At 71.0% G+C, this 26,850-nt stretch carries 21 protein-coding genes; 16 read left to right on the plus strand and 5 right to left on the minus strand.

All coding sequences use genetic code 11. The features are described from left to right. The first annotated feature begins 101 nt into the window (after positions 1-101). The 4 genes from IPH07_36490 (at position 102) to IPH07_36505 (ending at position 2,351) form a co-directional block, all read left to right on the plus strand. On the plus strand, positions 102-404 hold the full coding sequence (locus tag IPH07_36490) for a YtxH domain-containing protein (protein MBK6922944.1): 303 nt from the start codon (positions 102-104) through the stop codon (positions 402-404). A gap of 11 nt (positions 405-415) precedes the next feature. Then, a complete protein-coding gene (locus tag IPH07_36495; GenBank protein MBK6922945.1) occupies positions 416-619 on the plus strand; it encodes a hypothetical protein in 204 nt (67 codons plus the stop codon). 13 nt (positions 620-632) lie between these two features. Next, on the plus strand, positions 633-974 hold the full coding sequence (locus IPH07_36500) for a hypothetical protein (protein ID MBK6922946.1): 342 nt from the start codon (positions 633-635) through the stop codon (positions 972-974). A 204-nt stretch (positions 975-1,178) separates the two neighbouring features. Next, the gene (locus tag IPH07_36505; GenBank protein MBK6922947.1) at positions 1,179-2,351 is read left to right on the plus strand and encodes a hypothetical protein; all 1,173 of its coding nucleotides are present in this window, start codon (positions 1,179-1,181) and stop codon (positions 2,349-2,351) included. Here the strand turns inward: IPH07_36505 and IPH07_36510 are convergent. Then, positions 2,345-3,901 carry a hypothetical protein gene (locus tag IPH07_36510; protein MBK6922948.1) on the minus strand — a complete coding sequence of 519 codons (1,557 nt, stop codon included), beginning with the start codon at positions 3,899-3,901 and terminating at the stop codon, positions 2,345-2,347. The two genes, IPH07_36505 and IPH07_36510, sit on opposite strands and share 7 nt — an antisense overlap. Positions 3,902-4,091: 190 nt before the next feature. On the opposite strand from IPH07_36510, the gene IPH07_36515 reads away from it, so the two are divergent. Continuing rightward, positions 4,092-5,276: a hypothetical protein gene (locus IPH07_36515; GenBank protein ID MBK6922949.1), complete on the plus strand. Its 1,185-nt coding sequence runs from the start codon at positions 4,092-4,094 to the stop codon at positions 5,274-5,276. Positions 5,277-5,353: 77 nt separating this feature from the next. On the opposite strand, the gene IPH07_36520 is transcribed toward IPH07_36515, so the two are convergent. Then, positions 5,354-5,935 carry a Uma2 family endonuclease gene (locus IPH07_36520; GenBank protein ID MBK6922950.1) on the minus strand — a complete coding sequence of 194 codons (582 nt, stop codon included), beginning with the start codon at positions 5,933-5,935 and terminating at the stop codon, positions 5,354-5,356. Between the two features lie 169 nt (positions 5,936-6,104). Here IPH07_36520 and IPH07_36525 point away from each other — a divergent pair, with 169 nt between their 5' ends. Beyond that, on the plus strand, positions 6,105-8,285 hold the full coding sequence (locus IPH07_36525; protein ID MBK6922951.1) for a tetratricopeptide repeat protein: 2,181 nt from the start codon (positions 6,105-6,107) through the stop codon (positions 8,283-8,285). Between the two features lie 9 nt (positions 8,286-8,294). Here the strand turns inward: IPH07_36525 and IPH07_36530 are convergent, their stop codons facing one another. Next, entirely contained in the window at positions 8,295-9,077 is a 783-nt protein-coding gene (locus IPH07_36530; GenBank protein MBK6922952.1) for a DUF695 domain-containing protein, read from the minus strand. 118 nt (positions 9,078-9,195) lie between these two features. Here IPH07_36530 and IPH07_36535 point away from each other — a divergent pair, with 118 nt between their 5' ends. From IPH07_36535 to IPH07_36555, 5 genes are all read left to right on the plus strand, one after another. Next, positions 9,196-9,861 carry an outer membrane lipoprotein carrier protein LolA gene (locus IPH07_36535; GenBank protein ID MBK6922953.1) on the plus strand — a complete coding sequence of 222 codons (666 nt, stop codon included), beginning with the start codon at positions 9,196-9,198 and terminating at the stop codon, positions 9,859-9,861. Between the two features lie 103 nt (positions 9,862-9,964). Further along, positions 9,965-10,738: a hypothetical protein gene (locus IPH07_36540; GenBank protein MBK6922954.1), complete on the plus strand. Its 774-nt coding sequence runs from the start codon at positions 9,965-9,967 to the stop codon at positions 10,736-10,738. A gap of 247 nt (positions 10,739-10,985) precedes the next feature. Continuing rightward, positions 10,986-12,053 carry an efflux RND transporter periplasmic adaptor subunit gene (locus IPH07_36545; GenBank protein ID MBK6922955.1) on the plus strand — a complete coding sequence of 356 codons (1,068 nt, stop codon included), beginning with the start codon at positions 10,986-10,988 and terminating at the stop codon, positions 12,051-12,053. A 5-nt stretch (positions 12,054-12,058) separates the two neighbouring features. Beyond that, positions 12,059-15,202, plus strand: a complete 3,144-nt coding sequence (locus tag IPH07_36550; protein MBK6922956.1) for an efflux RND transporter permease subunit — start codon at positions 12,059-12,061, stop codon at positions 15,200-15,202. Further along, positions 15,199-18,261, plus strand: coding sequence for an efflux RND transporter permease subunit (locus IPH07_36555; protein ID MBK6922957.1), 3,063 nt, complete (start codon positions 15,199-15,201; stop codon positions 18,259-18,261). The genes IPH07_36550 and IPH07_36555 overlap by 4 nt, the downstream gene beginning before the upstream one ends. Before the next feature lie 46 nt (positions 18,262-18,307). Here IPH07_36555 and IPH07_36560 read toward each other — a convergent pair whose 3' ends face one another. Continuing rightward, entirely contained in the window at positions 18,308-19,501 is a 1,194-nt protein-coding gene (locus IPH07_36560) for a hypothetical protein (protein MBK6922958.1), read from the minus strand. A 90-nt stretch (positions 19,502-19,591) separates the two neighbouring features. Here IPH07_36560 and IPH07_36565 point away from each other — a divergent pair, with 90 nt between their 5' ends. The 3 genes from IPH07_36565 (at position 19,592) to IPH07_36575 (ending at position 21,527) form a co-directional block, all read left to right on the plus strand. Further along, positions 19,592-20,818 carry a glycosyltransferase family 4 protein gene (locus tag IPH07_36565; protein ID MBK6922959.1) on the plus strand — a complete coding sequence of 409 codons (1,227 nt, stop codon included), beginning with the start codon at positions 19,592-19,594 and terminating at the stop codon, positions 20,816-20,818. Between the two features lie 41 nt (positions 20,819-20,859). After that, positions 20,860-21,255, plus strand: a complete 396-nt coding sequence (locus IPH07_36570; protein ID MBK6922960.1) for a hypothetical protein — start codon at positions 20,860-20,862, stop codon at positions 21,253-21,255. Positions 21,256-21,374: 119 nt separating this feature from the next. Beyond that, on the plus strand, positions 21,375-21,527 hold the full coding sequence (locus tag IPH07_36575; GenBank protein MBK6922961.1) for a hypothetical protein: 153 nt from the start codon (positions 21,375-21,377) through the stop codon (positions 21,525-21,527). A gap of 438 nt (positions 21,528-21,965) precedes the next feature. On the opposite strand, the gene IPH07_36580 is transcribed toward IPH07_36575, so the two are convergent. Next, entirely contained in the window at positions 21,966-23,042 is a 1,077-nt protein-coding gene (locus IPH07_36580) for a hypothetical protein (protein MBK6922962.1), read from the minus strand. 130 nt (positions 23,043-23,172) lie between these two features. On the opposite strand from IPH07_36580, the gene IPH07_36585 reads away from it, so the two are divergent. Continuing rightward, positions 23,173-24,207 carry a hypothetical protein gene (locus tag IPH07_36585; protein ID MBK6922963.1) on the plus strand — a complete coding sequence of 345 codons (1,035 nt, stop codon included), beginning with the start codon at positions 23,173-23,175 and terminating at the stop codon, positions 24,205-24,207. A gap of 151 nt (positions 24,208-24,358) precedes the next feature. Next, the gene (locus tag IPH07_36590) at positions 24,359-26,785 is read left to right on the plus strand and encodes a phosphodiester glycosidase family protein (GenBank protein ID MBK6922964.1); all 2,427 of its coding nucleotides are present in this window, start codon (positions 24,359-24,361) and stop codon (positions 26,783-26,785) included. The last annotated feature ends 65 nt before the right edge of the window (positions 26,786-26,850 follow it).

The raw sequence follows: 26,850 nt of genomic DNA on the forward strand, positions 1-26,850 counted from the left end.
TTGCACGGGCCTTCGGGTGCGATCCGCGTCCGGGATTGCCTCGTCCAACGGGCCGCACTACCGTGACGCTCCGCCGAACGCGACGCGGGCGAGGAGACATCATGTTCGATCGTGCGAAGGACTACGGCGAGTCGGCACTGGCAGCCATCGGACTGCAACCCCGGCGCTCCACCTCCGACTACCTCTTGCCGGCCCTCGGGCTGTTCGGCGTCGGTGTGCTCGTGGGCGCTGGGCTGGGTTTGATGTTCGCGCCCAAGCGCGGCGCCGAGCTGCGCGGCGACATCAGCCGCGGCGTGCGTACCGTGGGCGAGAAGATCCGCCGCCGTCGCGAGTCGATCGATGCGTCCGACGCCGACGCCAGCGAGGCCGGCGACGACGTGCTCACCGCGGTGCCCACCCGCTAGAGGATTCTCCGATGTCGAAGACCACCAGTGCAGCCGCCGATCCCATCGAGGTCGAGGTCCACGAGCGCGAAGACGACGAGCCGGCGCAGCCGCTGCTCGATCGGCTCGAGAATCTCGGCGAGCAGGTCACCCAGTTCGTCACCGAGCGCCCGCTCACCGCCGTCGGCATCGCGCTGGCGGTTGGCTTCCTGGTCGGTCGCATCGCGCGGCGCTAGAGCCGAAGGGCCCATGAGCAGCGCCGAGTCCGACGACCCTCCCGCGGCGGGCATCGATCCCGCCAAGCTCCTCGACGCCGCGGCCCAGGAGATCGCGGCCGAGGCCCGCCGTCATCCGCTGCGCACGCTCGGTGTCGCGTTCGCGGCCGGCTACGTGCTCGGCGGCGGCGTGCCGCAGTTCGCCGTGCGCATGGCCGCCACCGCGGTGCTGCGCAGCCTCGGGCGCGCAGTGATCACGAGCGGCCTCGCCGTCGATCTCGCCCGCGGCGCGATGGGAGGTTCACGGCGTGGGCGTGCGCCCAACGGCAAGCCCAAGCCCCGGCGCCGCAAAGCCGGCGACCACCTGCCATCGTAGCGCTCGTGCATCCGAGTTCGCTGGATTCGTGCGACGCGGTGGCCGGACGTCGCGGCCGAACCGAACGCGGCCCGGCGTTACGAAGCGAGCATGCGTTGGTGGGTGGGGCAACATCGGTTGGACACGACGGCATGGAATCTGGCGCGGGCCGCGGTTTTCGTCGCGGGCTGCGGCGCTCGTGGTGGGGCCGCCCACGATGGCGGAATGGACGGGGACGGCACCGGTGTCGCCGACTCGACGGGGTCGATCTGCGTCACCGGCGGTTGTAGCGAGACCAACACCGATGTGTACCCCTACTACGACCCCGACTGCCTCGCCGACGCCGACTGCGACCCCGGGTGGGGCTGTGTCGAAGAGCGGTGCGTCGCGCTGCCCAGCCTCGCTCGGTGCGCTGCGGACTCGCTCGCCGCCGAGATCCCCTGGGGCGTGACTCAGGCGCCGGTGATGTCGCTCGCATTCGTGGCGAACGAAACCCCGGCCGTGCTGTGCCTCGGCGGTGGCTCGCCCGAGTTACTCACCGAGGGCGCAGCGTCGCAGGTTCTCGCCGGCGAGGTTGCAGTGATCGACGCGGTGGTCGCCGATCTCGACGGCGACGCGAACCTCGAATTCGTCGCCACCGATGGCGCCCAGATCTTCCGCCAAGGCCAAGTCGCCGAGTCGCAGCCGACCTTACTGGTCGACGCGAGCGTCGACCGCGTGTTCGTCGGAGACGCCACCGGCGATACGCTGCTCGACGTGTTCGGACGCAGCACCGATCACCTCTCGGTCGTGCTTGCGCCGGCGATCGGCGCGGGAGACTACGGCGTGCCGATCGATGTCCCGCTGCCAGCAGCGGCCGACGCGGTCGCCGTAGGTGACATCGATGGCGATGGGGTGCTCGAGCTCGTCGTCGCGATGTCGATGGACGGCACAATGCGGATCGCCACGGTCGACCTCGCGGCCGAGCCTGCGGTTCACCTGCTGACCGGTGAGCACGAGGCGGTCTCGGCGTTGGCCGTCGGGCGCTTGAATGACGACGCTCGCGACGACATCGCCGTGATTGGCCCGCGAGGCGCATCGGGCCCGACATTCCTGACGACCCTGCTGTGGGTCTCGGATGACGTCGTCGCGTCGAATCCGGTGTCGCTCAGCGGCAGCTATGCGACGGCGCTCATCGGTGCGTTCGGTCGTGGCGGCGCCGAGTCCGTGATCCTCGGCGGCGCGAGCGAGCTGCGCGTCGTCGAGTACGACTTCGGCGAGCCCAGCTGCTACAGCGTCTACCCCAGCGGGCCCGGCGGGCCCGCAACGGCGCTCGCGGCTGGCGATCGCGACGGCGATGGCAAGCCCGAGCTGCTGCGCGGCGGCGGAACCTCGGTGGGTAGCTTCGCGTCCTACTGAACCAGCGCACACGTGGCGGGGTCGAGATGCGCCGCGGCGCTCACCGGCAGCTCGGTGCGCGGGAGCTGCTCCGGATGCTCGATGAGCGACGTGGTGGTGCGCAGCAGCTCCCGGCTGAGCTGGGTCACTCGCAGCACGTCGTCGACGAACGCTCGATCGTCGCGGGCGTCGCACGCGGCGGCGAACGCTGCGACGCGGGTGCGATGCGAGCCGCTGTCGTCGGTGTCGCCGAGGTTGGCGAGGAGCTCGGCAGCGGGTGTTCCCGCGGCCGGGGCAGCCGCCTGCAGCGCGGTGACGAATCCCTCGCGCAGGCGTGTCGGCGTGGCGTCGCCGGACGTTGGTGCGAACGCGAGCAGGCCGCAACGGGCGTCCGAGAACAGCGGACGCGTGAAGTCGACCGCCAGTACGTCGAGCGCGAACGCTTCGTCGATGATGCCCCGGTCGATCAACGCTCGAACGTACGCGACATCGAATCCTGCGCGCTCGGGGAAGGCGAACTTGAACTCGGTGTCGACGCGCCCGCTGACTCCGGGGACGACCTGGCCGGCCGCCTTCACCGCGGCATCGTAGGCCGTGGACTCGATCGTCACGCCGGTGGTCATCCCCCACAGTGGGTCGAGCAGCGCGTCGGCCGGGATCGCCGACACCGGCCCATCGATCGTCGTGCCCGCCGCATCGAGATTGATCTGCTCGCTGCAGAACAGCGGACGTAGCAGCGTCGCGAGCTTGCCCGTCGGCTTGGTCTGCGCATCGATCCGCGCGGCGATGATCGCATCATTGCCGACGCGCACCAGCGCCTCCAGCTCGCGTCCATCTCCGCGTTGACCGAGCATCGCACCGTGCGCGGCGAACAAGGCATCGACGCCGGGCAGCGGCTTGCCGCTGGATTCCCAGTGCAGCCACGGATCGTCGAGCTCCTTCATCAGGACGCCGCCGTCGCGATGGCATCGACCGCAGTTGGAGGTGCCCGCGGCGGCAGCGAGCGAATCGCCCTTGAACTCGAACCGGCCGCTGCTGAAGACCCAGTAGTCGTAGAGTCCGGTGCGGCGGTCCAGGGCCTGCATCTCGATGAACGTGCGACGACCGAGGTCCTCGCTGGGCTTCACCGCCAACAACGTGAAGAGTAGCGCGTGCGGCGGCCGCGACCCGCACGCCCGCGAGGTCACCGTGCGGTAGTTGTCGGGGTTCGGATCGATCCGTGCGTCGTCGGAGACGAACCTCGTGATGAGCTCGCGCCCCGGCTCGCAGCCCTCGGGGTCGACGGCGGCGAGCATGGCGACCATGTCGCGGTAGTCGGCCGCGCAGCCGCGTGCACCTTTGATGAGGAACGCCGCGATCGGATCGTCGACGTCGACGAGCGCCTCGAGGGCGATGCCCTCGACCGCCTGACAGCCGAAGTCCGCAGGGTCGAGCGCGTCGGCCTTGCCGCCGGACGGATCGTCGTCGCCGGCGTCGTCGTCGCTGGCCGGCGCACACGCCAGGGCAGCGGCGAGCGCGGCCGCGGCCGCGACGCGTCGTGGCCGCCTCGGAAGTTGCGCAGGGATCGACACTTGCGGTGGTGAAGTGACACCGCGGGCGAGATGGTTCAGGAGATGGCCCAGCGGCCCGGGGCACCCACGCCGCGGCTGCGGGTGGCCCGGGCCGAACCCTCCGCCCCCGGCCGGCCGGCCGGGCGGACGAGTGGCGCAAGCGTGGGCGGCACGCTCTGGCGCGCCCGCGCCCGCGTATGCTGGCGGGCGATTGGTCCGAAGATGGCGTCTCCCCGTCGCGTTCGCGTCGCTGCTCGCGTGCGTGACCGCCTGCCCCACCGCAGCGCCGCCGCCGACGGTCACGCGACCGCCGACGAGCACGCCACCCACGACCAAGCCGCCGACCCGGGCGGCCGACGTGTTCACGCAGGTGGCCTCGCGAGGCGAGCACACCTGTGCGGTGCGCGAGGGCGGCGAGGTGTTGTGTTGGGGCAAGAACACGTACGGCCAGCTCGGCGACGGCAGCCGTGAGGATCGCGCGAACGCGGTGCGCGTCGCCGGGCTCACGCGGGTGCGCGAGGTTGCCGTGGGGCTCGACTTCAGCTGCGCGCTGCTGCAGGCGGGCACGGTCTCGTGTTGGGGCAACGATCAAGATGGTCAGCTCGGCGGTGGCAAGGGTGGTCGACCCGGTGCGATGAACTCCGCGCCGCAGGCGGTGTTCGGCCTGCGCGACGTGCAGCAGCTGTCGGCGGGTGACTACTTCGCCTGCGCGCGCATCCGCGACGGCGGCGTGCGCTGTTGGGGCAACGCGGAGAACGGCCAGCTCGGCAGCGACAGCCAGCGGGTGTTTCCTTCGCCGCGCACGATTCCCGAGGTGAACGGCGTCGTCGATGTCGCCTGCGGTGGCGCGCACGTGTGCGCTGCGACGGTCGGTGGCAAGGTGCTGTGCTGGGGTCGCAACACCGAGGGTCAGCTCGGCGATGGCAAGAGCGGCTCGCGCGTACGCGCGGTCGAGGTCAAGGGATTGCTCGATGCCGTCGACGTCGCCTCGGGTGCAAACCACACCTGCGCGCTGCGACGCGGCGGTCCGGTCGCGTGCTGGGGCGACAACGTCGCCAGTCAGCTCGGCGCCGGCGCCCGCAACGAACGCAAGCGCGACGAGCCGGTCGCCGTCGCGGGTCTCGTGCAGATCGCCGCACTCGCGGGCGGCAGCAACTTCACCTGCGCCCTCGCCCGCAACGGCCGGCTGTCGTGCTGGGGCGGCAACGAGTCGGGCCAGCTCGGCCTCGCACCCTCGAGCGCAGTGCACCCCTCACCGAACGTCGTGCGCAACCTCGCCGACGTCACCGCAATCGGGCTCGGGGCCCGCCACGCCTGCGCCGCCCGCAAGAGCGGCGACGTGGTGTGCTGGGGCAGCAACGAGCACGGCGCGCTGGGGCCTCGACCGCTGCGGTGACGCGCGGCGGCCGGGCTCCGCGGTGAAGCGCAGCGTTGGCTCCGCGGGGCTCCGCGTCGAGCACCGCGGGAGCACGATCACAGCTCGTCGAAGAGCGATGCCACCGCCAGGGCGACGTCTTCGAAGGGCTCCGCGCGGACCACGGACTCGTCACCCACGTCCAGGACGACCTGGTAGCCCGGTTCGGTGAAGCGGTGGACGCGGAGCGTCCGACGATCGGGATCGAGCACCCAATAGTCCGGGATTCCGACCGCATGATAGAGGCGCAACTTCTCCCAGAGATCGCGCGCTGCGTTGCCGCGGCTCAGGATCTCACAGATCCAGTCGGGACGGACTTCGACAGGGCCGCTCTCGGGGAAGCTGGCGAGATGCTCGCGTCGCCATCCCACGACGTCGGGACGGACGATCGTGTCCGCGGCGAGGCGCACCTCGACTTCGCTGGCGAAGCGCCATCCGCCGGGTCGGTTGGGGTCGTCCGGGCGGCCATCGAAGGGGCCGAGCGAGCGCCCGAGTCGAAGCTGCGCCGCGCCGTGGCGTCCGCTCGGCGCTGCCTTGCGCACGAGCTCGCCAGCAAGTAGCTCATGAAACCGATCAGGCTCGGGAATCGCGAAGAACTCGGCCTGGGTCGCACGGGCCAGCTGGGTCGCAGGCGGTGTCATGACACCTGGAAGCCTATCACCGCGCAGCGTTGGTGCAGGCGGCAGCGACGGCGGTGGGTCGTCGCTCCGCCCCGCGGCTGCCGTGCCCGGCGTGGATGCGCGCGCTCACGACGTTCGGGGCGCCTGCCGGTGACAGCGCGCGCGCGCATCGAGTACACCCGAGACGACGATGTCCGTTCGACGCGCACGCGTGCTGCTCGGGTCGGCGCTGGCGCTGGCGCTCGCGTGTGGCGGGGGCGACGTCGAGCCGACACCGCAGGGGGTCGAGGCCGCGGTGCCGGCGGGGCCGCCGACGTTCAATCGCGATGTCGCGCCGATCGTGTTCCGGCACTGCGCGCCGTGCCACTACGACGGGGGGCCGGGGCCGTTCCCGTTGATCACGTACGACGACGTCCACGATCACGCATCGCAGATCGTCGAGCTCACGGGCAAGCGCATCATGCCGCCGTGGTTGCCCGCGCCGGAGCTGGCGCGGTACGCCGGTGAGCGTCGGCTCGCGCAGGCGGAGATCGACACGCTGGCGGCATGGGTCGAGGCCGGGCGACTCGAGGGCGAGGCCGCCGATCGTCCGTCGGATCTGCCACCTGCCCCGCCGGCGGTGGGCACCTGGCGCGGTGGGCCGCCCGATGTGGTGCTCGAGATGGCCGAGGCGTTCGAGCTGCCCGCGGATGGCCGCGACATCTATCGCAACTTCGTGATCCGCGTGCCCGCGGCGGCCGATGGCTGGGTGAAGTCGGTCGAGCTCGCGCCGGGCAACCCGAAGGTCGTGCACCACATGGTGATGCGCGTCGACAAGACCGGCACCGCGGCGCGCCGCGACGCGGAGGATTCCGCACCCGGTTTCGACGGCATGGACTTCGCCGGCGCGCTGATGCCCGATGGTCGCTTCGTCGGCTGGACACCCGGCAAGGCGATCGATCCCGGCTCGGCCGCGCGTGGGTTTCGCCTGCAGGCCGACACCGATCTCGTGCTGCAGGTGCACCTGCGCCCGAGCGGCAAGCCCGAGCGCGTGCAGGTGAAGGTCGGCCTGCACATGAGCGAGCGACCCGCGACGCGACACGCGTTGGCGATGGAGCTGGCCTCGACCGACATCGACCTGCCCGCGGGCGCGAAGGACGTGCACGTCACCGATCGCTACACGCTCCCGGTCGACACCTACGTCGTCAGCGTCTACCCGCACGCGCACTACCTCGGCAAGCAGCTGCAAGGCTGGGCCGAGCTGCCGGACGGCACCAAGAAGTGGCTGGTGCGGATCGACGACTGGAACTTCGACTGGCAGGACCAATACCGCTTCGCCGAGCCGATGGCGCTACCGGCCGGCACCGTGCTGCGGATGGACTTCAGCTTCGACAACTCCGCCGAGAACCCGCACAACCCCAACCATCCGCCCAAGCGCGTCACCTTCGGGCAGCAATCGACCGACGAGATGGCCGAGCTGATCCTCGAGATCGAGCCGGCCGATCCCGCGAAGCTCGTCGAGCTCGATCAGAACTTCATGAACGGGTGGCTCGATCGCCAGATTGCCCACTTCCGACGCGTGCTGGCGAAGACCCCGGATGATGGCACCTCGCTCATTGCGATGGCTTCGCTGGAGGCGCGGCGCGGTCGACCCGAGGCGGCGATCGAGCACTACCAGGCCGGCATCGCCGCGCTGCCGGCCCGCGCCGATGCCCGCATCGACCTGGCGATCGTCTTGATGTCGCAGGCAAAGCTCGACGAGGCCCGCGCCCAGCTCGAGGCGTCGATCGCGGCCGCACCCGACGACGCGCGCGCCCACCTCACGCTGGGCAACGTGCTGCGCAAGCAACGTGCGTACGACGCCGCGATCGTCGAGCTGCGTCGTGCGGTCGAGCTCGATCCCGCCGGCAGCGAGAGCTGGAACAACCTCGGCATCACCTACGAGCTCGCGCGCAACCTCGCCGAGGCCGAGACCGCGCTGGCGCGTGCGGTCGAGCTGGCGCCCAAGCGCGCGCTGTTCCGCGAGAACCTCGCGCGCATCCACGCCGCGCAGGGCAGAGACGCCGACGCGCTGGCGGGATTTCGTGCCGTGCTCGAGCAGGACGAGCGCTCGATCCCGGCGTTGCAGGGGCTCGCGATGGTGCTCGTGCGCACCTCGGAGCCGGGCTCCTCGGGCGCGTACAAGGCGGTCGAGGCGGCGCAGCGCGCCGTGCAGCTCACACAGGGTCGCGAGCCCGCGCCGCTCGAGGTGTTGGCCGCCGCCTTCGCGGCCTCGGGTCAGCGCGACAAGGCGATCAAGGCCGCCTCGCAGGCGCTCGCACTCGCCAAGGAGCGCGGCGATGCCACGCTCATCGATCGCCTGCAGACGCGGCTCGCCGAGCTCGCGGGATAGCGCTCAGCTTCAGTTGAGCGCGACGACTTCGCAGCCCCAGCCGTCGTACACGCCGTCGTCCTCGCCGATGACGCCGAGGATCTCGGTGGTGACCTCGTCGATGCGGCCCTCGGCGAGCGCGTCGGTGCGGTGGAACTGCAGCGACCACGAGCCGTCGTCGCGCTCGGTCGGCGGGTCGACGTCGAAGCCGAGCCCACGCAGACCGTCGGCGATGCGCGCACAGGTCTTGGCGTCCTCGAAGAACGCGAAGTGATCGATGACTCGCTCACGCGAGGGGTCGTCGCCGGCCTCGCTCAGCTGGTGCATCACTCGGCGGTTGCCCATCGATTGCATCGCGGCACGATCGGGCCACAGGAAGTCGAAGTAGAACGCCCACTGCTCGTCGTCGTCGACCTGCCGCGAGATCTCGTACTCGCCGCGGATGCCCTCGATGGTCGACTCGATCGCGGCATCGACCCGCTCGTCGTCGTCGCTGTCGTCGTCGTCGGGCAGGTAGAAGAACAGATCGGTATTGCCGCGGAAGACCACGCGCCCGACCATCCACGCGTCGACTGCGTAGGCCAGCGACTCGGCGAGACGGTCCTCGATCGCCGACAGCGCCTCGAACTCTTCCTGGCTGCGCAGGCCGTCGGGGCGCGCGTGCTTCATGGGCACACGCAGGGTCAAACGCCGCGTGTGCGACGGCACCGGCGCAGCTTCGGCGGCGCCGAGATCGAGTGCGATGACGGCCGGGGCCCCGTGCATCTGCACGAAGTAGAAGTCGAAGCTCGGCGTCCAGGGCGGCTGGCTCATCGCGGTCGTCATGCTAGTCCCCTGGAACCGTGATGTCCTGCAAAATAACTGCGCCCTTGGCCCCGACGAGCGGGCGCGTGCGCGACCGTGCGATCTTCGCTAGGCTCGTGCTCGAACGATGCGAGTGATGTCCCTCGTGATGGCGGCCGCACTGCTGCCGGGTGCGACCGGGGCGGCCTCCGCCGATGGTCCCGCGGCCGTCGAGGCCGTCTCGGTGATCACCCGCGACGAGCTGCTCGCACAGCTGCGCGCGGTGCCGGGTGTGCGCGCGAAGTACCGCGAGGAACAGCACATGGCCCTGCTCGCGGTGCCGCTGGTGTCGACCGGCACCATGCACTTCGCGCCCACTGACCGGCTCGCGAAGCACCAGCTCGAGCCGGCCCGCGCGCGTACCGTGGTTGCCGACGGCCGCCTGCGCTTCGCCGACGCCTACGGGCGCGACGAGGTCGACCTCGCCAGCAACCCCGTCGTCGCGCTGTTCGTCGAGAGCTTCTTGCACGTGCTCGCGGGCGACGTCGCCACCATCGAGCGGACGTGGGCGATCGGCTTCAGTGGTGGCGCCGACGGAGAGCCGCAGGCGTGGGTGCTCGCGCTGCGACCCCGCACCGAGCCGGCGACAAAGCTGGTGGAGTCGATCATCTTGAAGGGCCGCGGCGCGAAGGTCGAGCGCATCGAGGTGCGCGAGCTCGGCGGCGATCGGACCATCACGACGTTGAGCGACGTCGACGTCGCCCATGCGTACGGCGAGGCCGAGGCGTCGAAGGTCTTCGCGGTCGCGCCGTAGCGCGCTCGCGAGGGCGTTGCCTGCGTTGCCGAGCGTCGCGCGTGGCCTGGGGTTGCCCCGTCCCGATGCCGAACGCCACCGGTGTGGAGTACGCTACCGCTCGATGCGTCGCGCCTTGGTCCTGCTCTCCTTCGCGGTTACGGCGTGCTTCGACCCCACGAAGTCGGGCGACGGCAACGACGGCGGCAGCGACACCGGCAACACCTCGGCGAGCGAGTCCGGCACGGGCGCGTCGGCGAGCGCGACGGCGAGCGCGAGCGGGAGCGCGAGCGCGAGTACGACCGCGATGACCGGCGACGACACCACCGCGACCACGAGCGTCGACACCACCGGCACCGGCACCGACGCCACCACCGACGACACCGCCACCACCACGGGTGGCGTGGTGGTACCGGCGATCTGCGACCACGCGCCGACCACCCTGGGCGCCTGTGCCGCTGCGGTCGATGGCGCACCGACCTACGGCACGCTGGCGTGCGATGCCGCGGTGGCCGACTATTCGATCTTCTACGAGGACATCTACACGGTCGACCTCGCGGTCGGGCAGTGCCTCTACGTGCGCGCGGACAACATCGGCGAGGCCGGCATGCAGGGCGGCATCTGGGCCGACGTCGCGCTGCAGGTGCGCTCGCCCAGCGGCGCGCTCGCCTGGCAGGACGACGATCTCGCGTGCACCGACACGACGTGGACCGGCGGCGCGTGCCCGCAGGCGCTCTTCACCGCCGATGTCGACGGCACCTACGAGATCTCGATCGTGCAGGCTTCGGGCTCGGGCTGTACCAACGGCGCACCGTATTCGGTGTACCTGGCGATCGACGGCGTCCCGGCGGGCCCGTCGCTTTCGGTCGACGACATGCTCAGCGACTGCACACCCTGATCCGCCGGCCCCGCGGCACGTCGAGCCGCCCCCGCCGGTACCGGGGCTCACCCCCTCGTGCGCGAACGATCAGTGACGGGCAGCCCGGTCCGTGACAATCGAGTGGGATGGTTGCGCAGCCAACCCAACCCGCGGGTCTGTGGATACCTGCACGCGCACGGGACGAATCCGGGGCTCGCCTCGGTACGGGGCGACCTTGGAACTTCGATCCAACCGGCTGGGTCTACGACTACCTCGAATGATGGCCATGCGACGCGCGCCGTGGGGGGTCGTCGGGGCGAGCGCGCTGTGGCTCGCCCTGCACGCGGGATGCGTCGGCCAGGAGACCGCCAGTGCAGCCTCGTCGCGCCACGACGAGCCCGCCCTGGTCGACGCGTTCGCGGCCCAGGTGGGCCCGATCGCGAGCTCGATCGAGGCCACCGCCAACCTCGTGGCCGAGCGGCAGGTCACGGTGGTCGCCGAGCTCGATGGTCGGTTGCTCGAGCTCGAGGTCGACGAGGGTGACGATGTCGAGGCCGGGCAGCTGGTCGGGGTGCTCGATGGTCGCAACGCCAAGCAGGCGATCGCCGCCGCGAAGATCAAGGTCGGCGGCGCGAAGGCGACCCACGACCGCGCCGACAAGCTCGCGCGTCAGCAGCTGCTCGCGGCCGAGGAGCTCGAGAAGCTCGACAATGCCCGGCAGAGCGCGAGCCAGGAGCTGTCGAGCGCGCAGTGGCAGCTCTCGCGCACGCGCGTGCGGGCGCCGATCCCCGGCCGCGTGACCAAGCGCCACGTCGTGGCCGGACGCTGGGTTCGCACCGGCGAGGCGATCGTCGATCTGACCGACTTCGCGGTCCTGGTCGCGCGCATCCAGATCCCCGAGCGCGACGCGCTGCAGCTCGCGCCCGGTCGCATCGCCGAGCTCACGCTGCAAGCCGACGCCGCGGTGCAGCTGCAGGGCGTGGTTCGACGCGTCGCCGAGGTGGTCGACGTCCGCAGCGGCACCGTCGAGGTCGTCATCGAGGTGACGCAGCCGCCACCGCAGGTCCGCTCGGGCAGCTTCGTCGGCATCCGCATCGAGCGCGAGCGCGACGATGCGGCCACGTGGATCCCCCGCGAGGCGATCGTGCGCGAGGCCAGCGGCGCGGTCGTCTATGTGGTCGAGGATGGCGTCGCGCATCGCCGCGAGCTGAAGCTCGGCACCGAGCAACGATCGCGCGTCGCAGTGCTCGAGGGGCTCGCACCAGGGGAGCTGGTCGTGCTCGCCGGCCAGGGCGCGCTGCGCGACGGCGAGGACGTGCAGGTGCGGCCGTTCGGTCGCGGGGACGCCGAGTAGTTCCGATGGGGCTGGTCGAGCTCGCACTGCGTCGTCGCGTGACCGTGGCGATGATCACCGTCGCGCTGGTGTTGTTCGGCCTGGTCGCGTTCACGCGGCTGCGCGTCGGCCTGCTGCCCGAGGTGAGCTACCCGAGCATCACCATCGAGACCAAGCTCGCGGGTGCGGCGCCCGGCGAGATCGAAGACCTGCTCAGTCGTCCGATCGAGGAGCGCGTCGGTGTCGTCGCCGGGGTCCGGCGGGTGCGCTCGACCAGCAGCGCGGGGCTCTCGCAGGTCACGCTCGAGCTCGCGTGGGATCGCGACATGGATTTCGCCGCGATCGACGTGCGCGAGAAGCTCGAGCGACTGCGACTCCCGACCGGCACCGAGCCGCCCACGCTGCTGCGCTTCGATCCGGCCGCCGAGCCGATCATGCGGCTGTTCGTGCACGGCGGCGAGCTGTACGGCCTGCGACGGCTGGCGGAGGATGTGGTCGAGAAAGACCTCGAGTCCACCGAGGGTGTGGCGGCCATCGAGGTGCGGGGCGGCTACGAGCCCGAGGTCGAGATCGAGCTCGACGAAGGTCGACTGGCGCTGGTCGGGCTCGGCATCGACGAGGTCATCAACCAGCTCGCCAAGGCCAACGTCGATCAGGCCGGTGGCAGCCTGTACGAGCGGGAGGCTCGCTACCTCGTGCGTGCGCGCAACCGGCTCGCCGATGTCGAGGAAGTTCGTGCGACCGTGTTGGTCGAGCGCGATCGCCATCGTGTGACCGTCGGCGACGTCGCCGACGTGCGACGCACCCATCGCGAGCGCGAGACCATCACGCGCATCGGCACCGCCGAGGGCATCGAGCTCGCGATCTACAAGGAAGGCGACGCCAACACCCCCCAGGTCGCGCAGGCGCTGCACCAGCGGCTCGAGCAGGTGCGCGCGCGGCTGCCCGAGGGCACCACGCTCACGATCGCCGCCGACCAGTCGACCTTCATCCGCGCTGCGGTCGACGAGGTGCTCGGCAGCGCGGTGTGGGGCGGCGCGCTGGCGGTGCTGGTGCTGCTGGTCTTCCTCCGCGACCTGCGCAGCACGCTGGTGATCGCGACCGCGATCCCGATCTCGGCGGTCGGCACGTTCTTCCTGATGTACGAGACCGGCACCACCCTCAACGTGATGTCACTGGGCGGCCTCGCGCTGGGCGTGGGCATGTTGGTCGACAACGCCATCGTCGTGCTCGAGGCGATCCACCGCCACCGCGAGCGTGGCACGCCGGCGATCGAGGCCGCGCGGGTCGGCGCAGGTGAGGTCGGTGGTGCCGTGATCGCGTCGACGCTCACGACGGTCGCCGTGTTCGTGCCGGTGGTGTTCCTCGATGGCATTGCCGCGCAGCTGTTCCGCGACATGGCGGTGACGGTGTGCTTCTCGCTGCTGGTGTCGCTCGGGGTGTCGCTGACGCTGATCCCCATGATGGTCGCGCTGGAGGGCGCGCCGAGCGAGCCGATCGGCCGCGTCGCGCGGGTCATCGCAGCGCCGTTGTGGCTGCTGCGCCGTGCGCTGGCACTGGTGGTCGGCGCGGTGAGCTGGCTGCTGCGTCCGATCGCGCACGCCTCCGATCGCGTGCTGCGGGGCGTCGACGACGGCTACCCTCGGCTGCTGCGCAGCGCGCTGCGCCGACCCGCCACCGTGCTCGGCGCGGCCACGCTGGCGTTCGTCGCCGCGCTCGGCGGCCTCGATCGACTCGGCGTCGATCTGGTGCCGCCGTTGTCCCAGGGCGAGCTCTCGTTCGTGGTCGAGATGCCCGCGGGCACGCCGCTGGCCGCCACCGATCGCACGCTGCAGGCCGCGGCCGCCGACTTGGTCGAGGACCCGCGCATCGAGCAGCTCGCCACCATCGCGGGCCGCGGAGCCAACGGCACCGGGGGCACCGGGGCGCAGGGTGAGCATGTCGGTGCGATCCAGATCCGCATGGCCGCGGGCAGCGACGCCGCCGACGAGGCCGCGATCGCCGAGGCCGTGCGGGCGCGCCTGCAGACGCTGGGCGTGGCTCGTCACCGTGCGGTGCGGCCGGCGGTGTTCAGCCTGCATCGGCCGGTCGAGGTCGAGATCACCGGCGACGATCTCACCGCGCTGTCCGACGCTGCGGCGGCGGTGCAGCGCGTGCTGCTCGGGATCGACGGCCTGGTCGAGGTGCGCTCGTCGGCCGAGTCCGGCGTGCCCGAGGTGCAGGTGCGCTTCGATCGCGAGCGCATTCTGGCGCGCGGGCTCACCGTCGAGGGCGTGGCAGCGACCGTGCGGCGCAAGCTGCAGGGGGAGGTCTCGACCAAGCTGCGCGAGCGCGACCGCGACATCGATGTGCGCGTGCGGGCGCTCTCCCGCGAGCATGCCGAGCTGGCGGACCTGCCGGCGCTGATCGTCGGTAGCGTCGGTGCGGCACCGGTGCGGCTGTCGGAGGTCGCCGAGGTCACGCTCGCGCGCGGGCCGACCAGCATCGAGCGCGTGGCGCAGTCCCGGGCGGCGATCGTCGACGCCGAGCTCGATGGCCGCGACATGGGGGCGGTCGCGCGTGAGATCGAGGCCGAGCTCGCCGAGTTGCCGCCGATCCCCGGGGTGCGGGTGCGGCTGGCGGGCCAAGACGAGGAGATCGGCCGCGCGATCCAGGCGCTCTTGCTCGCGCTCGCGCTGGCCGCGTTCCTCGTCTACGTGGTGATGGCCTCGCAGTTCGAGTCGCTGCTGCAGCCGCTCATCGTGATGTTCACGCTGCCCCTGGGTGCGGTCGGGGTCGTCGCGGCGCTGTGGGCCACCGGCAGCAGCATCAGCGTGATCTCGCTGATCGGCTGCGTGATGCTGGCCGGCATCGTGGTCAACAACGCGATCGTGCTGGTCGACGCGATCAATCGACGGCGGGTCGGCTCGACCACCCACGCCGCCGTGATCGCGGCCGGCCACGAGCGTCTGCGGCCGATCCTCATGACCTCGATCACCACGATCCTCGGCCTCGCTCCGATGGCGCTGGGGCTGGGAGCCGGCGCCGAGCTGCGTCGCGCACTCGCGATCGCGGTGATCGGCGGCCTCACCATCGCGACCGCGTTGACGCTGGTCGTGATCCCGACGATCTATCTGCTGGTCTACCGCGGCCGCTCGGACGACCGCGATCGCGGCGGCGGAGCCCCATGAACCTCGTGCGGCTCGCGGTGCAGCGGCCGGTGACGGTGCTGATGGCGCTGGCCAGCGTGCTGCTCATCGGCAGCATTGCGCTGTCGCGGCTGCCGTTGGCGTTCCTGCCGGAGATCGACGTGCCGTTCATCGCGGTCGAGATCCGCCAGCCCGAGTCGAGCCCGGCACAGATCGCCAAGCAGATCGCCGAACCGGTCGAGGAGGCGCTCGCGACCCTGCCGGGCATCAAGCGCCTGCGCTCGACCTCGACCGCCGACGACGCGACCGTGGTGCTCGAGCTGCAGTGGGGACAGTCGCTCGACGTCGTGCGCATGCAGGTCGACGAGAAGCTCGATCTCGTGCGACCGAAGCTGCCCAAGGGCGTTCAGGAGATCGCGGTGTTCTCGTTCAACACTGCCGACATCCCGGTGGTCGAGGCGCGGATCTCGGCGCCGGGTGTCGATCTGTCGGCGAGCTATCCGCTCCTCGAGGCCCACGTGCTCGATCCACTGCGGCGGCTGCCGGGGGTCGCGCGGGTCGAGCTCGATGGCGTGCTGCCGCGGGTGGTCTACGTCGACCTGGTGCGCGAGCGCATCCGCGAGCACTCCGTCGACGTCTCGGCGCTGCTGCAGCGGCTGCAGCAGGCGCGCGCGGAGGTGGTGCTGGGGCCGGTGCACGACGGCGGTCAGCGGTGGATCGCCCGCGGGCTCGGTGACTTCGAGAGCCTCGAAGAATTGGCGCAGATGCCGATCGGCATCGGCGCGCTGCGCCTGCGCGATGTCGCCGAGGTTCGCTACGAGGAGCCGCCGATCGCCTACGGCCGTCACCTCGACCGCGAGTATGCGGTGGGCCTGCGCGTGTTCAAGGAGTCGACGGCCAACACCGTCGAGGTGGTCGACGGCGTCATCTCGACCATCGAGCAGGACCTCGGCGCCGACCCCCAGCTCGACGGCATCGAGCTGTTCGTGTGGGAGAACCAGGCCGACCACATCCGCGCGGGCATCGACGGGCTGCGCAGCTCCGGCACCATCGGAGCCTTCTTCGCGGTGTTGTGTCTCTACGTGTTCCTGCGACGGCTCGATTCCACCGCCATCGTCGCGCTGTCGATTCCGTTCTCGGTCATCGCCACGTGCGGCGTGCTGTGGTTCATGGGTAAGAGCCTCAACCTGCTGTCCATGATGGGCTTGATGCTCGCGGTCGGCATGCTCGTCGACAATGCGATCGTCGTGCTCGAGGCGATCGACCGCCGGCGCGAGCACGAGCTCGATCCGCGCAGCGCGGCCGAACACGGCGCGCGCTCCGTGACGATGGCGGTCGTGGCCTCGACGCTGACGACGCTGATCGTGTTCCTGCCGCTCGTGCTCGGCAGCACCACCGAGCTGACGGTGTGGCTGCGCGAGGTCGGCGTCACGATCTCGCTGGCGCTCGCGTGCTCGCTGCTGTCGTCGCTCACGTTGATCCCGCTGGTGGCGGCGCGCACCGGCCGTACGCGACGACGACCCGCCCGCGAGGGCGGCGGCTGGGTCGAGTCGCGCTACGCCCGGCTGCTGGCCTGGACGCTGCGGCACCGCGTGATCGCAGCGGTGCTGATCTTGTTGGGCCTGGCCGCGGGCGCGTTGCCGCTGGTCACCCAGCGCGTGCGCGCCGAGCCGTTCTCCGCCACCGTCAACGAGCGGTTGTTCCTGCGCTATCGCTTCGACGACTTCCACTACAAGTACCAGGCCGAACAGGTCGTCGAGCAGGTCGAGGCCTACCTCGACGCCAACGCCGAGGACTTTGCTGTCGGCGAGATCTACAGCTGGTATGCCGAGAACGAGGCCGCCACCGTGATCGTGCTCGCGCGCCGCGATCTCGGCGACGAAGCGATCAAGCAGCTGCGCGGCCGCATCCGTGAGCAGCTGCCGCGGGTACCGGGGGTCGACATCGCGTTCGAGCAGGAGTCCGAGGCGAGCGACGACGGCACACGCTTCTCGATCCAGCTGTTCGGCCGCGACTCCGAGGTGCTCGATCGCAATGGCGCGCAGGTCGAAGCGTTGCTGCGCGCCGAGCCCGGGGTCGCCGATGTGCGCAGCAGCTCGCAGCAGCGCCGCGACGAGGTCGAGGTTCGCATCGATCGTGAGCGTGCGCAGCGGCTGGGCATCAGCGCCAAGGATGCCGCGGATGCGTTCGGGTTCACCTTGGGTGGCATGCCGCTACCGCGCTTCCGCGAGGGCGGACGCGAGGTCGACAGCTGGCTCGCGCTGCGCATCGAGGACCGCGCGGGCATCCGCGACCTCCGCAAGATCGCCTTCACGGGCCGCGATGCCGATGGCGGCGCGACGGTGCCGGTGCGCCTGGCCGACGTCGCCGAGCTGACCACGGTCCGCAGCGAGCGGCAGATCGTCCGCGAGAACCGCCAGGGCAACCTCGAGCTCACCGCCAACTACGACGGCGAAGACTGGGAGGCCGCGCGCGCGCGCATCGAGGCGCGCATGAACCAGCTGCCGCTGCCGCTGGGCTACGGCTGGTCGTGGGACGCGCGGACGCTCGAGCGCGACGACCAGAACCAGGAGATGGGCGTCAACTTCCTGCTCGCGCTGGTGTTGGTGTACCTGGTGCTCGCGTCGCTGTTCGAGTCGCTGTCGCAGCCGGTCGCGATCCTCACGTCGATCATCTTCGCGCTGCCCGGCGCGGCGTGGATGCTCGCTGCGACCGACACGCCGCTGAACCTGATGGCGCAGATCGGCCTGCTGATCCTCATGGGTGTGGTCGTCAACAACGGCGTCGTGCTGCTCGATCGGGTCAACGCGCTGCGTGCCGAGGGTGTCATGGGCGACGCGGCGTTCGTCACTGCCGGTCGCGAGCGCCTGCGTCCGATTCTCATGACCGCGACGACGACCGTGCTGGGGCTGGTGCCGATGGCGATGGGCGGATCGGCGGTCGGCGGCCTGTTCTACTTCCCGCTCGCGCGGTGCGTCATCGGCGGGCTGCTGTCCTCTGCGATCTTCACGCTGTTCGGCCTGCCGCTGGTGACGCTCGGCGTCGAGGCGTGCGCACGCGGGCTCACGCAGCTGTGGCGCGCGTCGGGCCCCCGGCGCTGACGCGACGCCAGGCGGCGCACGCCGGCGCTCGATGAACCGCGTGCGGCTACTTCACCGCGAAGACGCCGCTCATGTCCCAGCACGCGAGCATGCCGGTCTTGGCGGGCAGCAGTGCGGCCTTGTGGCCACCGGTCATGGCGTCGCCGACGATGAGCTGGCGTGGACACTCGATCTCGTCGAACACGAACTCGTCGACGAGCGCCTGCTCGCACGGCATGCCGAGTCGCTCTGCACACAGCGTCGGCGCGATGTTGTGCTGGCGGCGATCACAGACCTCGCGGCCGGCGGCCGGGGTCGCCCGCGCCAGCACCATCACCACGCCGCCGGTCACGGGGATGCCGTCGTGGCTGCCGGTCACGCTGCGCTCCGAGGTGCGGAGGATCTCCTGCTCACAGCGCAGGCCCTCCTTGTCGGTGAGGATCACGCGGCCATCCTTCACGGCGATCGTGACCTGGCCGTTGTCGAACGTGCCGGTCGGCAGGTGCTTGGCGTCGACCGTCCAGAGCACGCCGGTGCCGTGCGGACACTCGGCCGTGCCGGGGTCGCCGCTGGGCGTGAGGTCGAGGCGCAGCTTCTCGGCGTCCTTGACGATGCGACCGGTGCAGGCGGCGTCGCCACGCTTCGAGCTACGCACGATCAGCGTGTCGGGTGTCGCGGCTGGCTGCACGATCGAGCTCACGATCACGCGGTCGTCGCTGTCGGTGAAGCCGATGCCGTCGGCGGCGACCCGCAGGCCGATGTCGGCGTCGGCGGAGCGAGCATCACCACCGAAGGTGCCGCGATGCGACTCGGGGATCTCGGTGAGCACGTTCCACGCGTTCCAGTCGCCGTCGAGCACCGGCTCGCAGCGCTCCTCGGTGCCCTGCTTGTAGAGCTTCACCATCAACGTGTTGCCCTGCCGCGAGAGCGTGCCCTTGCACGGCTTGGGCGCCTTGCCGGCCTTGGTCCACGATGCCTCGGCTTCGTCGACCTGGTAGTCGTCGACGCCCATCGCCTTGCCGGCCTTGATGGTCAGCGTGAGCTCACCGAGCTTCAGGCTGGTCGCGTCGAGCTCGAGCCCGATGGTCTCGAGGTGTACCTGGGCATCGTTCTGGCCCCACGATCCGCGCAGTCGCTCCGGCAGCTCGGCGGCGCCTTCGGGCTGCTTGTCGCAGGCGCCGAGGCCGAGGGTGAGCAACCACGCCTGCGCGAAGCAGGAGGCCTCGCGCAGCGGTTGGGGTCGACGCGCGCTCTCGATCATCGCAACACCTCGCCGCCTCGATGGATACCACACTTCCCAAGCGCCCATGTCGGCGAGCATCATCTGTGCTCCACGCCGGAGTCGACGACCTTGCGCATCGCGTACCTCACGACCACGTACCCCTCGGTCAGCCACACGTTCATCCGTCGCGAGCTGGTGGAGCTCGAGCGACAGGTCGGAGAGATTGCCCGCTTCGCGATCCGTCACACGCCCTATGACATCGTCGATCCCGACGACGCGCGCGAGGACGGCAAGACCTTTCGTCTGCTGTCGCAGGGCAAGGCGACGTTCCTCAAGGTCATGGCCAAGCGCGCGTTGATGCATCCGCGCGAGACCCTCGCGGGCGTGCGCAAGGCCATCGAGCTCGGACGCAAGAGTCAGCGCGGCCTGCCGGTGCACGCCGCCTACCTGGTCGAGGCGATGATGCTGGTCGACGAGCTGCAGCGGCGCGGCATCGAGCACGTGCACGTGCACTTCGGCACCAACCCCGCCGCGGTCGCGCAGATCACCCGCGCGATGGGGGGGCCGCCGTACTCCTTCACCGTGCACGGCCCCGACGAGCTCGACGCGCCGCTCGGGCTCAAGCTCGGGCCGAAGATCGAGGACGCCGCCTTCGTGGTCGCGATCACCAACTACTGCGCCGCACAGCTGCGGCGATGGGTCTCGCACGAGCACTGGGACAAGATCCGCGTGGTCCACTGCACGGTCGGCGATGAGTTCTTCCGCGAGGCCAGGCCCATCGATCCCACCAGCAAGACGCTGGTGTGCGTGGGGCGGCTGTCGCCGCAGAAGGGCCAGATCCTGCTGGTCGAAGCCTTCGCCGACGCAATCGATCGGGGCCTCGACGCCAAGCTCGTGCTCGCCGGCGACGGCGAGATGCGCGGCGAGATCGAGCGCATCGCGAGCGAGCGTGGTCTGGGCGATCGCTTGCGGATCACCGGCTGGATCAGCGGTGAGCAGGTCCGCCAGGAGATCCTGGCCTCGCGTGCGCTGGTGCTGCCGAGCTTCGCCGAGGGCCTGCCGATGGTGATCATGGAGGCGTTCGCGCTGGGGCGCCCGGTGCTGACGACGTACATCGCGGGCATCCCCGAGCTGGTGGTGCAGCGCGAGAACGGGTGGTTGATTCCGGCCGGCTCGAAGGCGGCGATCACCGACGCGATCGCCGAGGTGTTGGCGGCCTCGCCGGCGCAGCTCGAGGCGATGGCGGCGCATGGTCGCGAGGCGGTGCGTCGGCAGCACTACACGCCGACCGAGACCGCGCGTCTGGCCGACGCGGTTCGCGAGTCGATCGACGCCGAGCACGCGCGCGGGCGCTAGTACCTCGCGTGCCGGTGCTCGCGAGCTATGCTCGTGCGGACGTGGACGCGCTCGCCGATCGCATGCTCGCCCGGGAACGTCGCGCGGCCGCGCGGTGGGTGGGCATCGCCGTCGCCGCGGCGCCCGCGCTCGAGCAGCTCGAGGACGGTGGCTGGCTGGCGTGGCTCGGCGAGCTCGCGCACGGCCGCGGCGAGCTGCCGGTCGGCGCATGGGCCAGCGTGCCGACCCTGCTGTACTTCGTCGCGCTCGGGCTCGCCGCCGCATGGCTGTCGCCGCGACTGCGACCGCGCGATCGATGGTTGTTCCTGCTGGCGTGCGTGGTCGTCGAGGGCTGGCACGTGCTGGCGCGGGGCCTGCTGCTGCCGGGTTGCGTGGCGGTGCTCGCGTTCGCGGCCGCGGCGTCGCGCGGTGCGTTCACCCGCGAAGCGCAGTCGTAGGGCGCCGCACCCCGGGCCCGCCGGCTTCGACGGACCCGAGGGCGCGCTCGGGTCACCCGCGATGTCGCGAGTTCGGCAGCCGTCGGGCGTGCGCCGACGGATGCGCGTGCTGGTGCCGCTTGGGCGAGGTGTTGCGCGGCGGTGCAGCGTGCGTCGTCGCGGGCGTGCTCGCCGGCTGTGGTGTCGTCGGTCGGGTGGGCTCGGTGGCGGTAAGAATGGACGGCGTGGTGACGATCGAAATGGACTTGCTCGGCATGGAATCCTCCGGATGAAAGCAGCCCCCAAGGCAGCGCCGCGCCGTCGTGGTCGAGCTCGCGCACGCGTGCACGAGCTCGACCCGAACCGACGCGACGCGCCAGCGGGGGGCGAGGTGTGAACATTCGGATCGCGATCCCCGAGCACCGCGCCAAAGGTGTGCGACGCCGAGCGACTCATCGCCGCCGGTGCGACGTCACGCGTGCGAGAGCGCGATGCACCACCGTGCGGTGATGCAGTCGAGCAGCAGGCGTGTCGACGACCCCGGAGGCTGCGAAATCACCCGAAATCACGCACCAACGGCCGAAATGGCGTCGGGCACGATCCCCAGCGAAATGCCCTCTCGAGAGGGTGTCGATTCAATCACGCATCGTCGACCCCGTCGTCGGGGGTCGACGCTCAAGCTACGTGGCGACGCCTTCGATGTCAAGGCGAGTGCCGCCGGAAATCAAGCGTCACCAGTGCTCGGGCCCGAGCGCGTCGACGCCCACGAGATCGCTGCGCGAGGTGTGGACGAGCTCGAAGCTCAGGCCGGCATCCTCGGTGAGCGCGACGATTCCGGCGTCGCCGACGGCGGCGCCGTGGCCCTGCCAGTCGAGGTGGATGTCGCGCAGGTCGTCGGTCGCCAGCTCGACGTGGGTGACGATCGGCGCGTCGGCATCGAGGTCGACGCGCACGATCGTGCCCGCGGCACCGACTGCGATCGCGCCGCGGCCGTCGCGGGCGATCTGCACCGCGTGTAGATCGTGCTGGGTGCCGCTGTCGAGGGCGCGCCACTGCACGCCGTCGGCGGACCACCACAGCGCACCGTCGCGTCCGACCGCGACCCCACGCGCGACGTCGTGGGCGAGGTCGATCGCCTGCGGTGTGCCGTCGAGCGTCGCGATGGCGACGGCGAGGCCCGCGGTGGGCTCGGCCGACCACACGGTGCCGTCATCGGCGATCGCGAGCAGACCCGCGGCCCCCATCGCGACGCCGGCGAGCGAGCCCGTCGCGCCGTCGATCGAACGCATGCCTGCGTCGTCGATGACCAGCCACACGCCGTCGGTCCCCACTGCGCTGACCATGACGCCGTGGTCGGCCTCGACGTCGTGCAGATCGGCGTGCACGCCGGTCGCGACGGTGGACCAATGCGCGCCGCCATCGCTCGTGCGCGCGACATAGCCGGCCGCGCCGACCACCCACGCCTCGGCCTCGCCGTTGCATTCGATCGCGAACAGACCCGGCGCGAGCGGCTCGTGGGACTCGCTGCTGCCATCGCCGCCGACGCGCAGCACTGCGCCGTCGCCCCCGACGACCCACGAGGCATCGACGCACGCACCACCCGAGCACATCTGGCCGGTGCCGCAGTCACTGTCCTTGCTGCACTGCGGGTTGCCGCCGCTGGTCATGCCCTGCGAGGTCGCGGTCGAGGTCGAGCCGTCGTCGTCGTCGCAGGCGATCGAGGCGCCGCACAGCAAGCCGAGCAGAACACCCGCGCAGGCGTGCAAGTGACGTCCACGAAGGGCGCGATGGGAGCGATGCAAGTCCATGATTTCAAGCCTCCAGCCATCGGCCAGGATACCGGTGGGTGCACGAACGTCGCAATCAGGGCGGGACCGGCTCTCGGCCGCTCGGGCGTTGGTGTTTGCGAGCCCCACGGGGGTTCGGTACACCCGAATCATGCCGCTCGATGTCTCGCCGTGGTGCACCGCGGTGCTCGTGTCGTCGCTGGCGGCAGTGGGTTCGGTGGTCGGATGCGGCAGCGACGGTGCCGAGGGGGCCGGGGACGGCAGCACCACCGACACGTCGGTGGGTAGCGCGAGCGCGGCTGCGACCTCGGCGAGCGCGACCGCGACGAAGGACACGGACCCAGGCGGCGATGCGTCGTCGGGCAGCACCGGTGCGGGCGCGAGCCCGCGGATCTACGGCGTCACGCTCGACGCGATCGAGCCGCTCGACCAGATCGTCGACGCGCTCGCGCAGCTCCACCACCGCCCGACCACACGGATCGTGTTCGACGAGTTCGTGCCAGCGGGCGACTACGTCGACGCGGTGGTCGAGATTGCGACCGTCAGCGACGTGATGGGCGAGATCCTCGACTCGTACTACGTCGCCCAGTACAGCCCCGCGCAGTACCGCATGCGCGCGCAGGAGTACGTCGACGCGATGGCCGACACCGTCACGATCTGGGAGGTCGGCAACGAGATCAACGGCGAGTGGCTGTGCGCTCCCGATGCCGAGTCGTGCACGGCGGCGCAGACCGCCGATGTCGTCGAGAAGATGCAGGCCGCGTTCGACGTGGTGCGGGCCGCCGGCGGCCAGACTGCGCTCACGCTCTACTACAACGAGGATTGCTGGTCGCAGCCGGAGCACGAGATGTTCACCTGGCAGGCGGACAACGTGCCCGCCGCCATGCGCGACGGGCTCGACTATGTCTTCGTCAGCTACTACGAGGACGACTGCAACGGTCTGCAACCCGACTGGCCGGCGGTGTTCGAGCGACTGGCGACCGCGTTCCCGAACGCGCGGCTGGGGATCGGCGAGTGCGGGACGCTCGATCCGATCGCGAAGGCCGCGTTCGTACAGCGGTACTACGGCATGGAGATCGAGCAGCCGGCGTTCGTGGGCGGGTGGTTCTGGTGGTACTTCCTCGAGGACATGGTGCCGCGCGATCGGCCGCTGTGGGGGGTGCTGGATCAGGCGCTCGCGCCGTGATCGCGGCGACGCTCGGTGCGACGGCGAGCTGCTCGCGTAGGTCGACGCCGCGCCCTGTGAGGCCGGCAGATCTGCATTCGCGTAGCGGCCGCGAACTTACGCAATTCGCTGGATCGCGACCGCGCTCGCGTGTGCCGTAGCGTGCGAGGTGGTGGGCACACGAGCAATCATCGTGGTGGGGAGTCTGTGGTTGGCGGCGTCGAACGCGAGCGCCGCGGACACGTGGACGACGCCGAAGCCGGGGATCCGCTACCTCGAGCGGACGGTCAACACGCCCAATCGCATCTTCGCGATGGAGATCGATCTGTGCCACGACGGCGTGTCGATCCGCGCGACCAAGAGCGCGGAACGCCAGCGCACGGTGTCGTCGTTTGCCGGGCTGGTCGGCGCCGACGCGGCGGTGAACGGCGACTTCTTCTCCTACGAGGACTACCACACCAGCGGCATGGCCATCGGTGCGGGCGAGCGCTGGGCCGACACCGCCGACACCAGCGGCAGCGGCTTCGTGGCGTTCGGCCGCGGACGCGTCGAGGTGTGGCCGCCCGCGCCGGTGCTGGCGGCTCCCGAGCCATGGATGCGCGAGCTGGTGTCGGGGCGCCGGCCGTTGGTCGAGGACGGCGTGCCCTACGAGGGTGACGATCTCGAGCTGTGCATCAATCGCCACCCACGGACCGCCGCCGGCGTCACGGCCGACGGTCGCACGCTGCTGCTCGTCGTGGTCGACGGGCGCAGCGGCATCAGCGTGGGCATGACCTGTGCCGAGCTCGGCGAGCTGATGGTCGACCTCGGTGCGTACCAGGCCAGCATGCTCGACGGCGGTGGCTCGAGCACGATGTGGATCGAGGGCATGGGCGTGCAGAACTCGCCCTCGGATGGCTCGCAGCGGGTGGTCGGGAATCATCTCGGTGTGTTCGCGACCGGCAGCGGCGAGCCCGGGTCGTGCGACCGCAGCTGGGAGGAGTCGAACCTCCACGCCGAGTTCAGCGACGCCAGCACCACCAGCGATGTCGATGGCGATGGTCGCGACGATGTGTGCGCGCGCGCGGCCGCGGGCGTGCGGTGCGTGCTCTCGGCGGCCGACGCTGCGGCGCCCGACGACGGCCTCGGTACCGAGCTCATCGGGCCTGCGCTGACCGACGACGACGGTTGGGACGATCCGACCCGCTACGGCAGCCTGCGGATGGGCGACATCGACGGCAACGGCCGCGCCGATCTGTGCGCGCGCGATGCCACCGGCGTGCGCTGCTTCCTCTCGCAGGGGGTCGGGCTCGACACCGAGATCGCCGGTCCGGCCCTCGGCGACGAGCAGGGCTGGTCGAAGCCCGAGTACGGCTCGACCCTGCGCCTGGCCGACATCGACGGTGACGGTCGCGACGATCTGTGCGCGCGCGCCAAGGCGGGTCTGATGTGTTGGCGCTCCCGCGGCGATGGCTTCGCCGACGAGGCCATCGTGCTGCCGGAGCTCGGCGACGACGCGGGCTTCGATGCCGAGAGCCTCTACGGGACCATCCGCACCGCCGACATCGACGCGGATGCCCGCGTCGACGTCTGTGCGCGCACCACTGCGGGCATGCGCTGCTGGCCGTCGACCGGCGATGGCTTCGGCGCCGCGATCGACGGCCCGGCGTGGTCTGACGACGCGGGTTGGTCGCGGGTCGAGTACTGGAGCACGATTCGTCTCGTCGATCTCGACGGCGATCGACGGGCCGATCTGTGCGCGCGCGCGGCCGACGGCATCCACTGCAACCTCTCGTCGGGCACCGACTTCGCCACCGAGATCCTCGGGCCCGTGTGGGCCGATGACTCCGGCTGGTGGGACTACTCGAACTACTCGACGATCCGTTTCGCCGACATCGACGGCGACGGCGATCTCGACCTGTGCGCGCGCGCCAACGCGGGCCTGCGCTGTGCCGCCTTCGAGGGCGACGGCTTCGCCGAGGCCTTTGCGGGCCCGGCGTTGTCCGACGACACCGGCTGGAGCTCGATCCGCTTCTTCTCGACGCTTCGCTTCGCCGACATCGATGGCGACGGCATGGCCGATCTGTGCGCTCGCGCGGCAGCGGGCCTGCGCTGCTGGACCTCGCGCGGTGACGGCTTCGCCGACACCGCGATCGTGGGCCCGGCGTGGAGCGACGACAGCGGCTGGAAGGCACAGACCTACTACGAGAGCGTGCGTGCCGTGGACACGCGGGCGCGCTGCATCGTCGAGGAGGTCTGCGGCAACGACCGCGACGACGATTGCGACGGTGCGACCGACGAGGACTGCAGCGCGGAGGACACCGGCGGCGCCGCGACCGGCGACGGCACGGGCGACGACGGCGGCGAGGCCAGCAGCGGCGGCGGGGGCACGACCGGCGGCAGCAGTGACGACGGCTTGCCCGACGGCTTCGGCGAGTCCGAGGGCGGGGGCGGCTGCGCTTGCGACAGCGGCCGCGCAGAGCGGTCGTCGTTCGGGCTCATCGGGCTCGTCGGGCTCGTGGTGCTCGCGTTGCACCGTCGCGCCAAGCTGGTCGTGGCACGACGCGCGCGCGCGCGGGCGTCGTGGATGGGCGCGGCTTCGCCCGCCACGCGTGCGTGAGGCCACCGCTGCTCGCCACGCCCGGGGCGCGTCGCCGCCCGCGGGCTTCCCATGCGACGTGCCGC

It is taken from the genome of Deltaproteobacteria bacterium, from assembly GCA_016709225.1.
Taxonomy (GTDB): domain Bacteria; phylum Myxococcota_A; class Polyangia; order Nannocystales; family Nannocystaceae; genus Xiheibacterium; species Xiheibacterium phototrophicum.

What these genes read in the sequence shown, in the direction of transcription:
- IPH07_36580 (MBK6922962.1), bottom strand. Translation starts at nt 23,042, where the DNA reads ATGGACTTGCATCGCTCCCATCGCGCCCTTCGTGGACGTCACTTGCAC.
- IPH07_36535 (MBK6922953.1), top strand. Translation starts at nt 9,196, where the DNA reads ATGCGAGTGATGTCCCTCGTGATGGCGGCCGCACTGCTGCCGGGTGCG.
- IPH07_36505 (MBK6922947.1), top strand. Translation starts at nt 1,179, where the DNA reads ATGGACGGGGACGGCACCGGTGTCGCCGACTCGACGGGGTCGATCTGC.
- IPH07_36550 (MBK6922956.1), top strand. Translation starts at nt 12,059, where the DNA reads ATGGGGCTGGTCGAGCTCGCACTGCGTCGTCGCGTGACCGTGGCGATG.
- IPH07_36540 (MBK6922954.1), top strand. Translation starts at nt 9,965, where the DNA reads ATGCGTCGCGCCTTGGTCCTGCTCTCCTTCGCGGTTACGGCGTGCTTC.
- IPH07_36525 (MBK6922951.1), top strand. Translation starts at nt 6,105, where the DNA reads ATGTCCGTTCGACGCGCACGCGTGCTGCTCGGGTCGGCGCTGGCGCTG.
- IPH07_36520 (MBK6922950.1), bottom strand. Translation starts at nt 5,935, where the DNA reads ATGACACCGCCTGCGACCCAGCTGGCCCGTGCGACCCAGGCCGAGTTC.
- IPH07_36560 (MBK6922958.1), bottom strand. Translation starts at nt 19,501, where the DNA reads ATGATCGAGAGCGCGCGTCGACCCCAACCGCTGCGCGAGGCCTCCTGC.
- IPH07_36500 (MBK6922946.1), top strand. Translation starts at nt 633, where the DNA reads ATGAGCAGCGCCGAGTCCGACGACCCTCCCGCGGCGGGCATCGATCCC.
- IPH07_36555 (MBK6922957.1), top strand. Translation starts at nt 15,199, where the DNA reads ATGAACCTCGTGCGGCTCGCGGTGCAGCGGCCGGTGACGGTGCTGATG.
- IPH07_36545 (MBK6922955.1), top strand. Translation starts at nt 10,986, where the DNA reads ATGCGACGCGCGCCGTGGGGGGTCGTCGGGGCGAGCGCGCTGTGGCTC.
- IPH07_36530 (MBK6922952.1), bottom strand. Translation starts at nt 9,077, where the DNA reads ATGAGCCAGCCGCCCTGGACGCCGAGCTTCGACTTCTACTTCGTGCAG.
- IPH07_36585 (MBK6922963.1), top strand. Translation starts at nt 23,173, where the DNA reads ATGCCGCTCGATGTCTCGCCGTGGTGCACCGCGGTGCTCGTGTCGTCG.
- IPH07_36490 (MBK6922944.1), top strand. Translation starts at nt 102, where the DNA reads ATGTTCGATCGTGCGAAGGACTACGGCGAGTCGGCACTGGCAGCCATC.
- IPH07_36495 (MBK6922945.1), top strand. Translation starts at nt 416, where the DNA reads ATGTCGAAGACCACCAGTGCAGCCGCCGATCCCATCGAGGTCGAGGTC.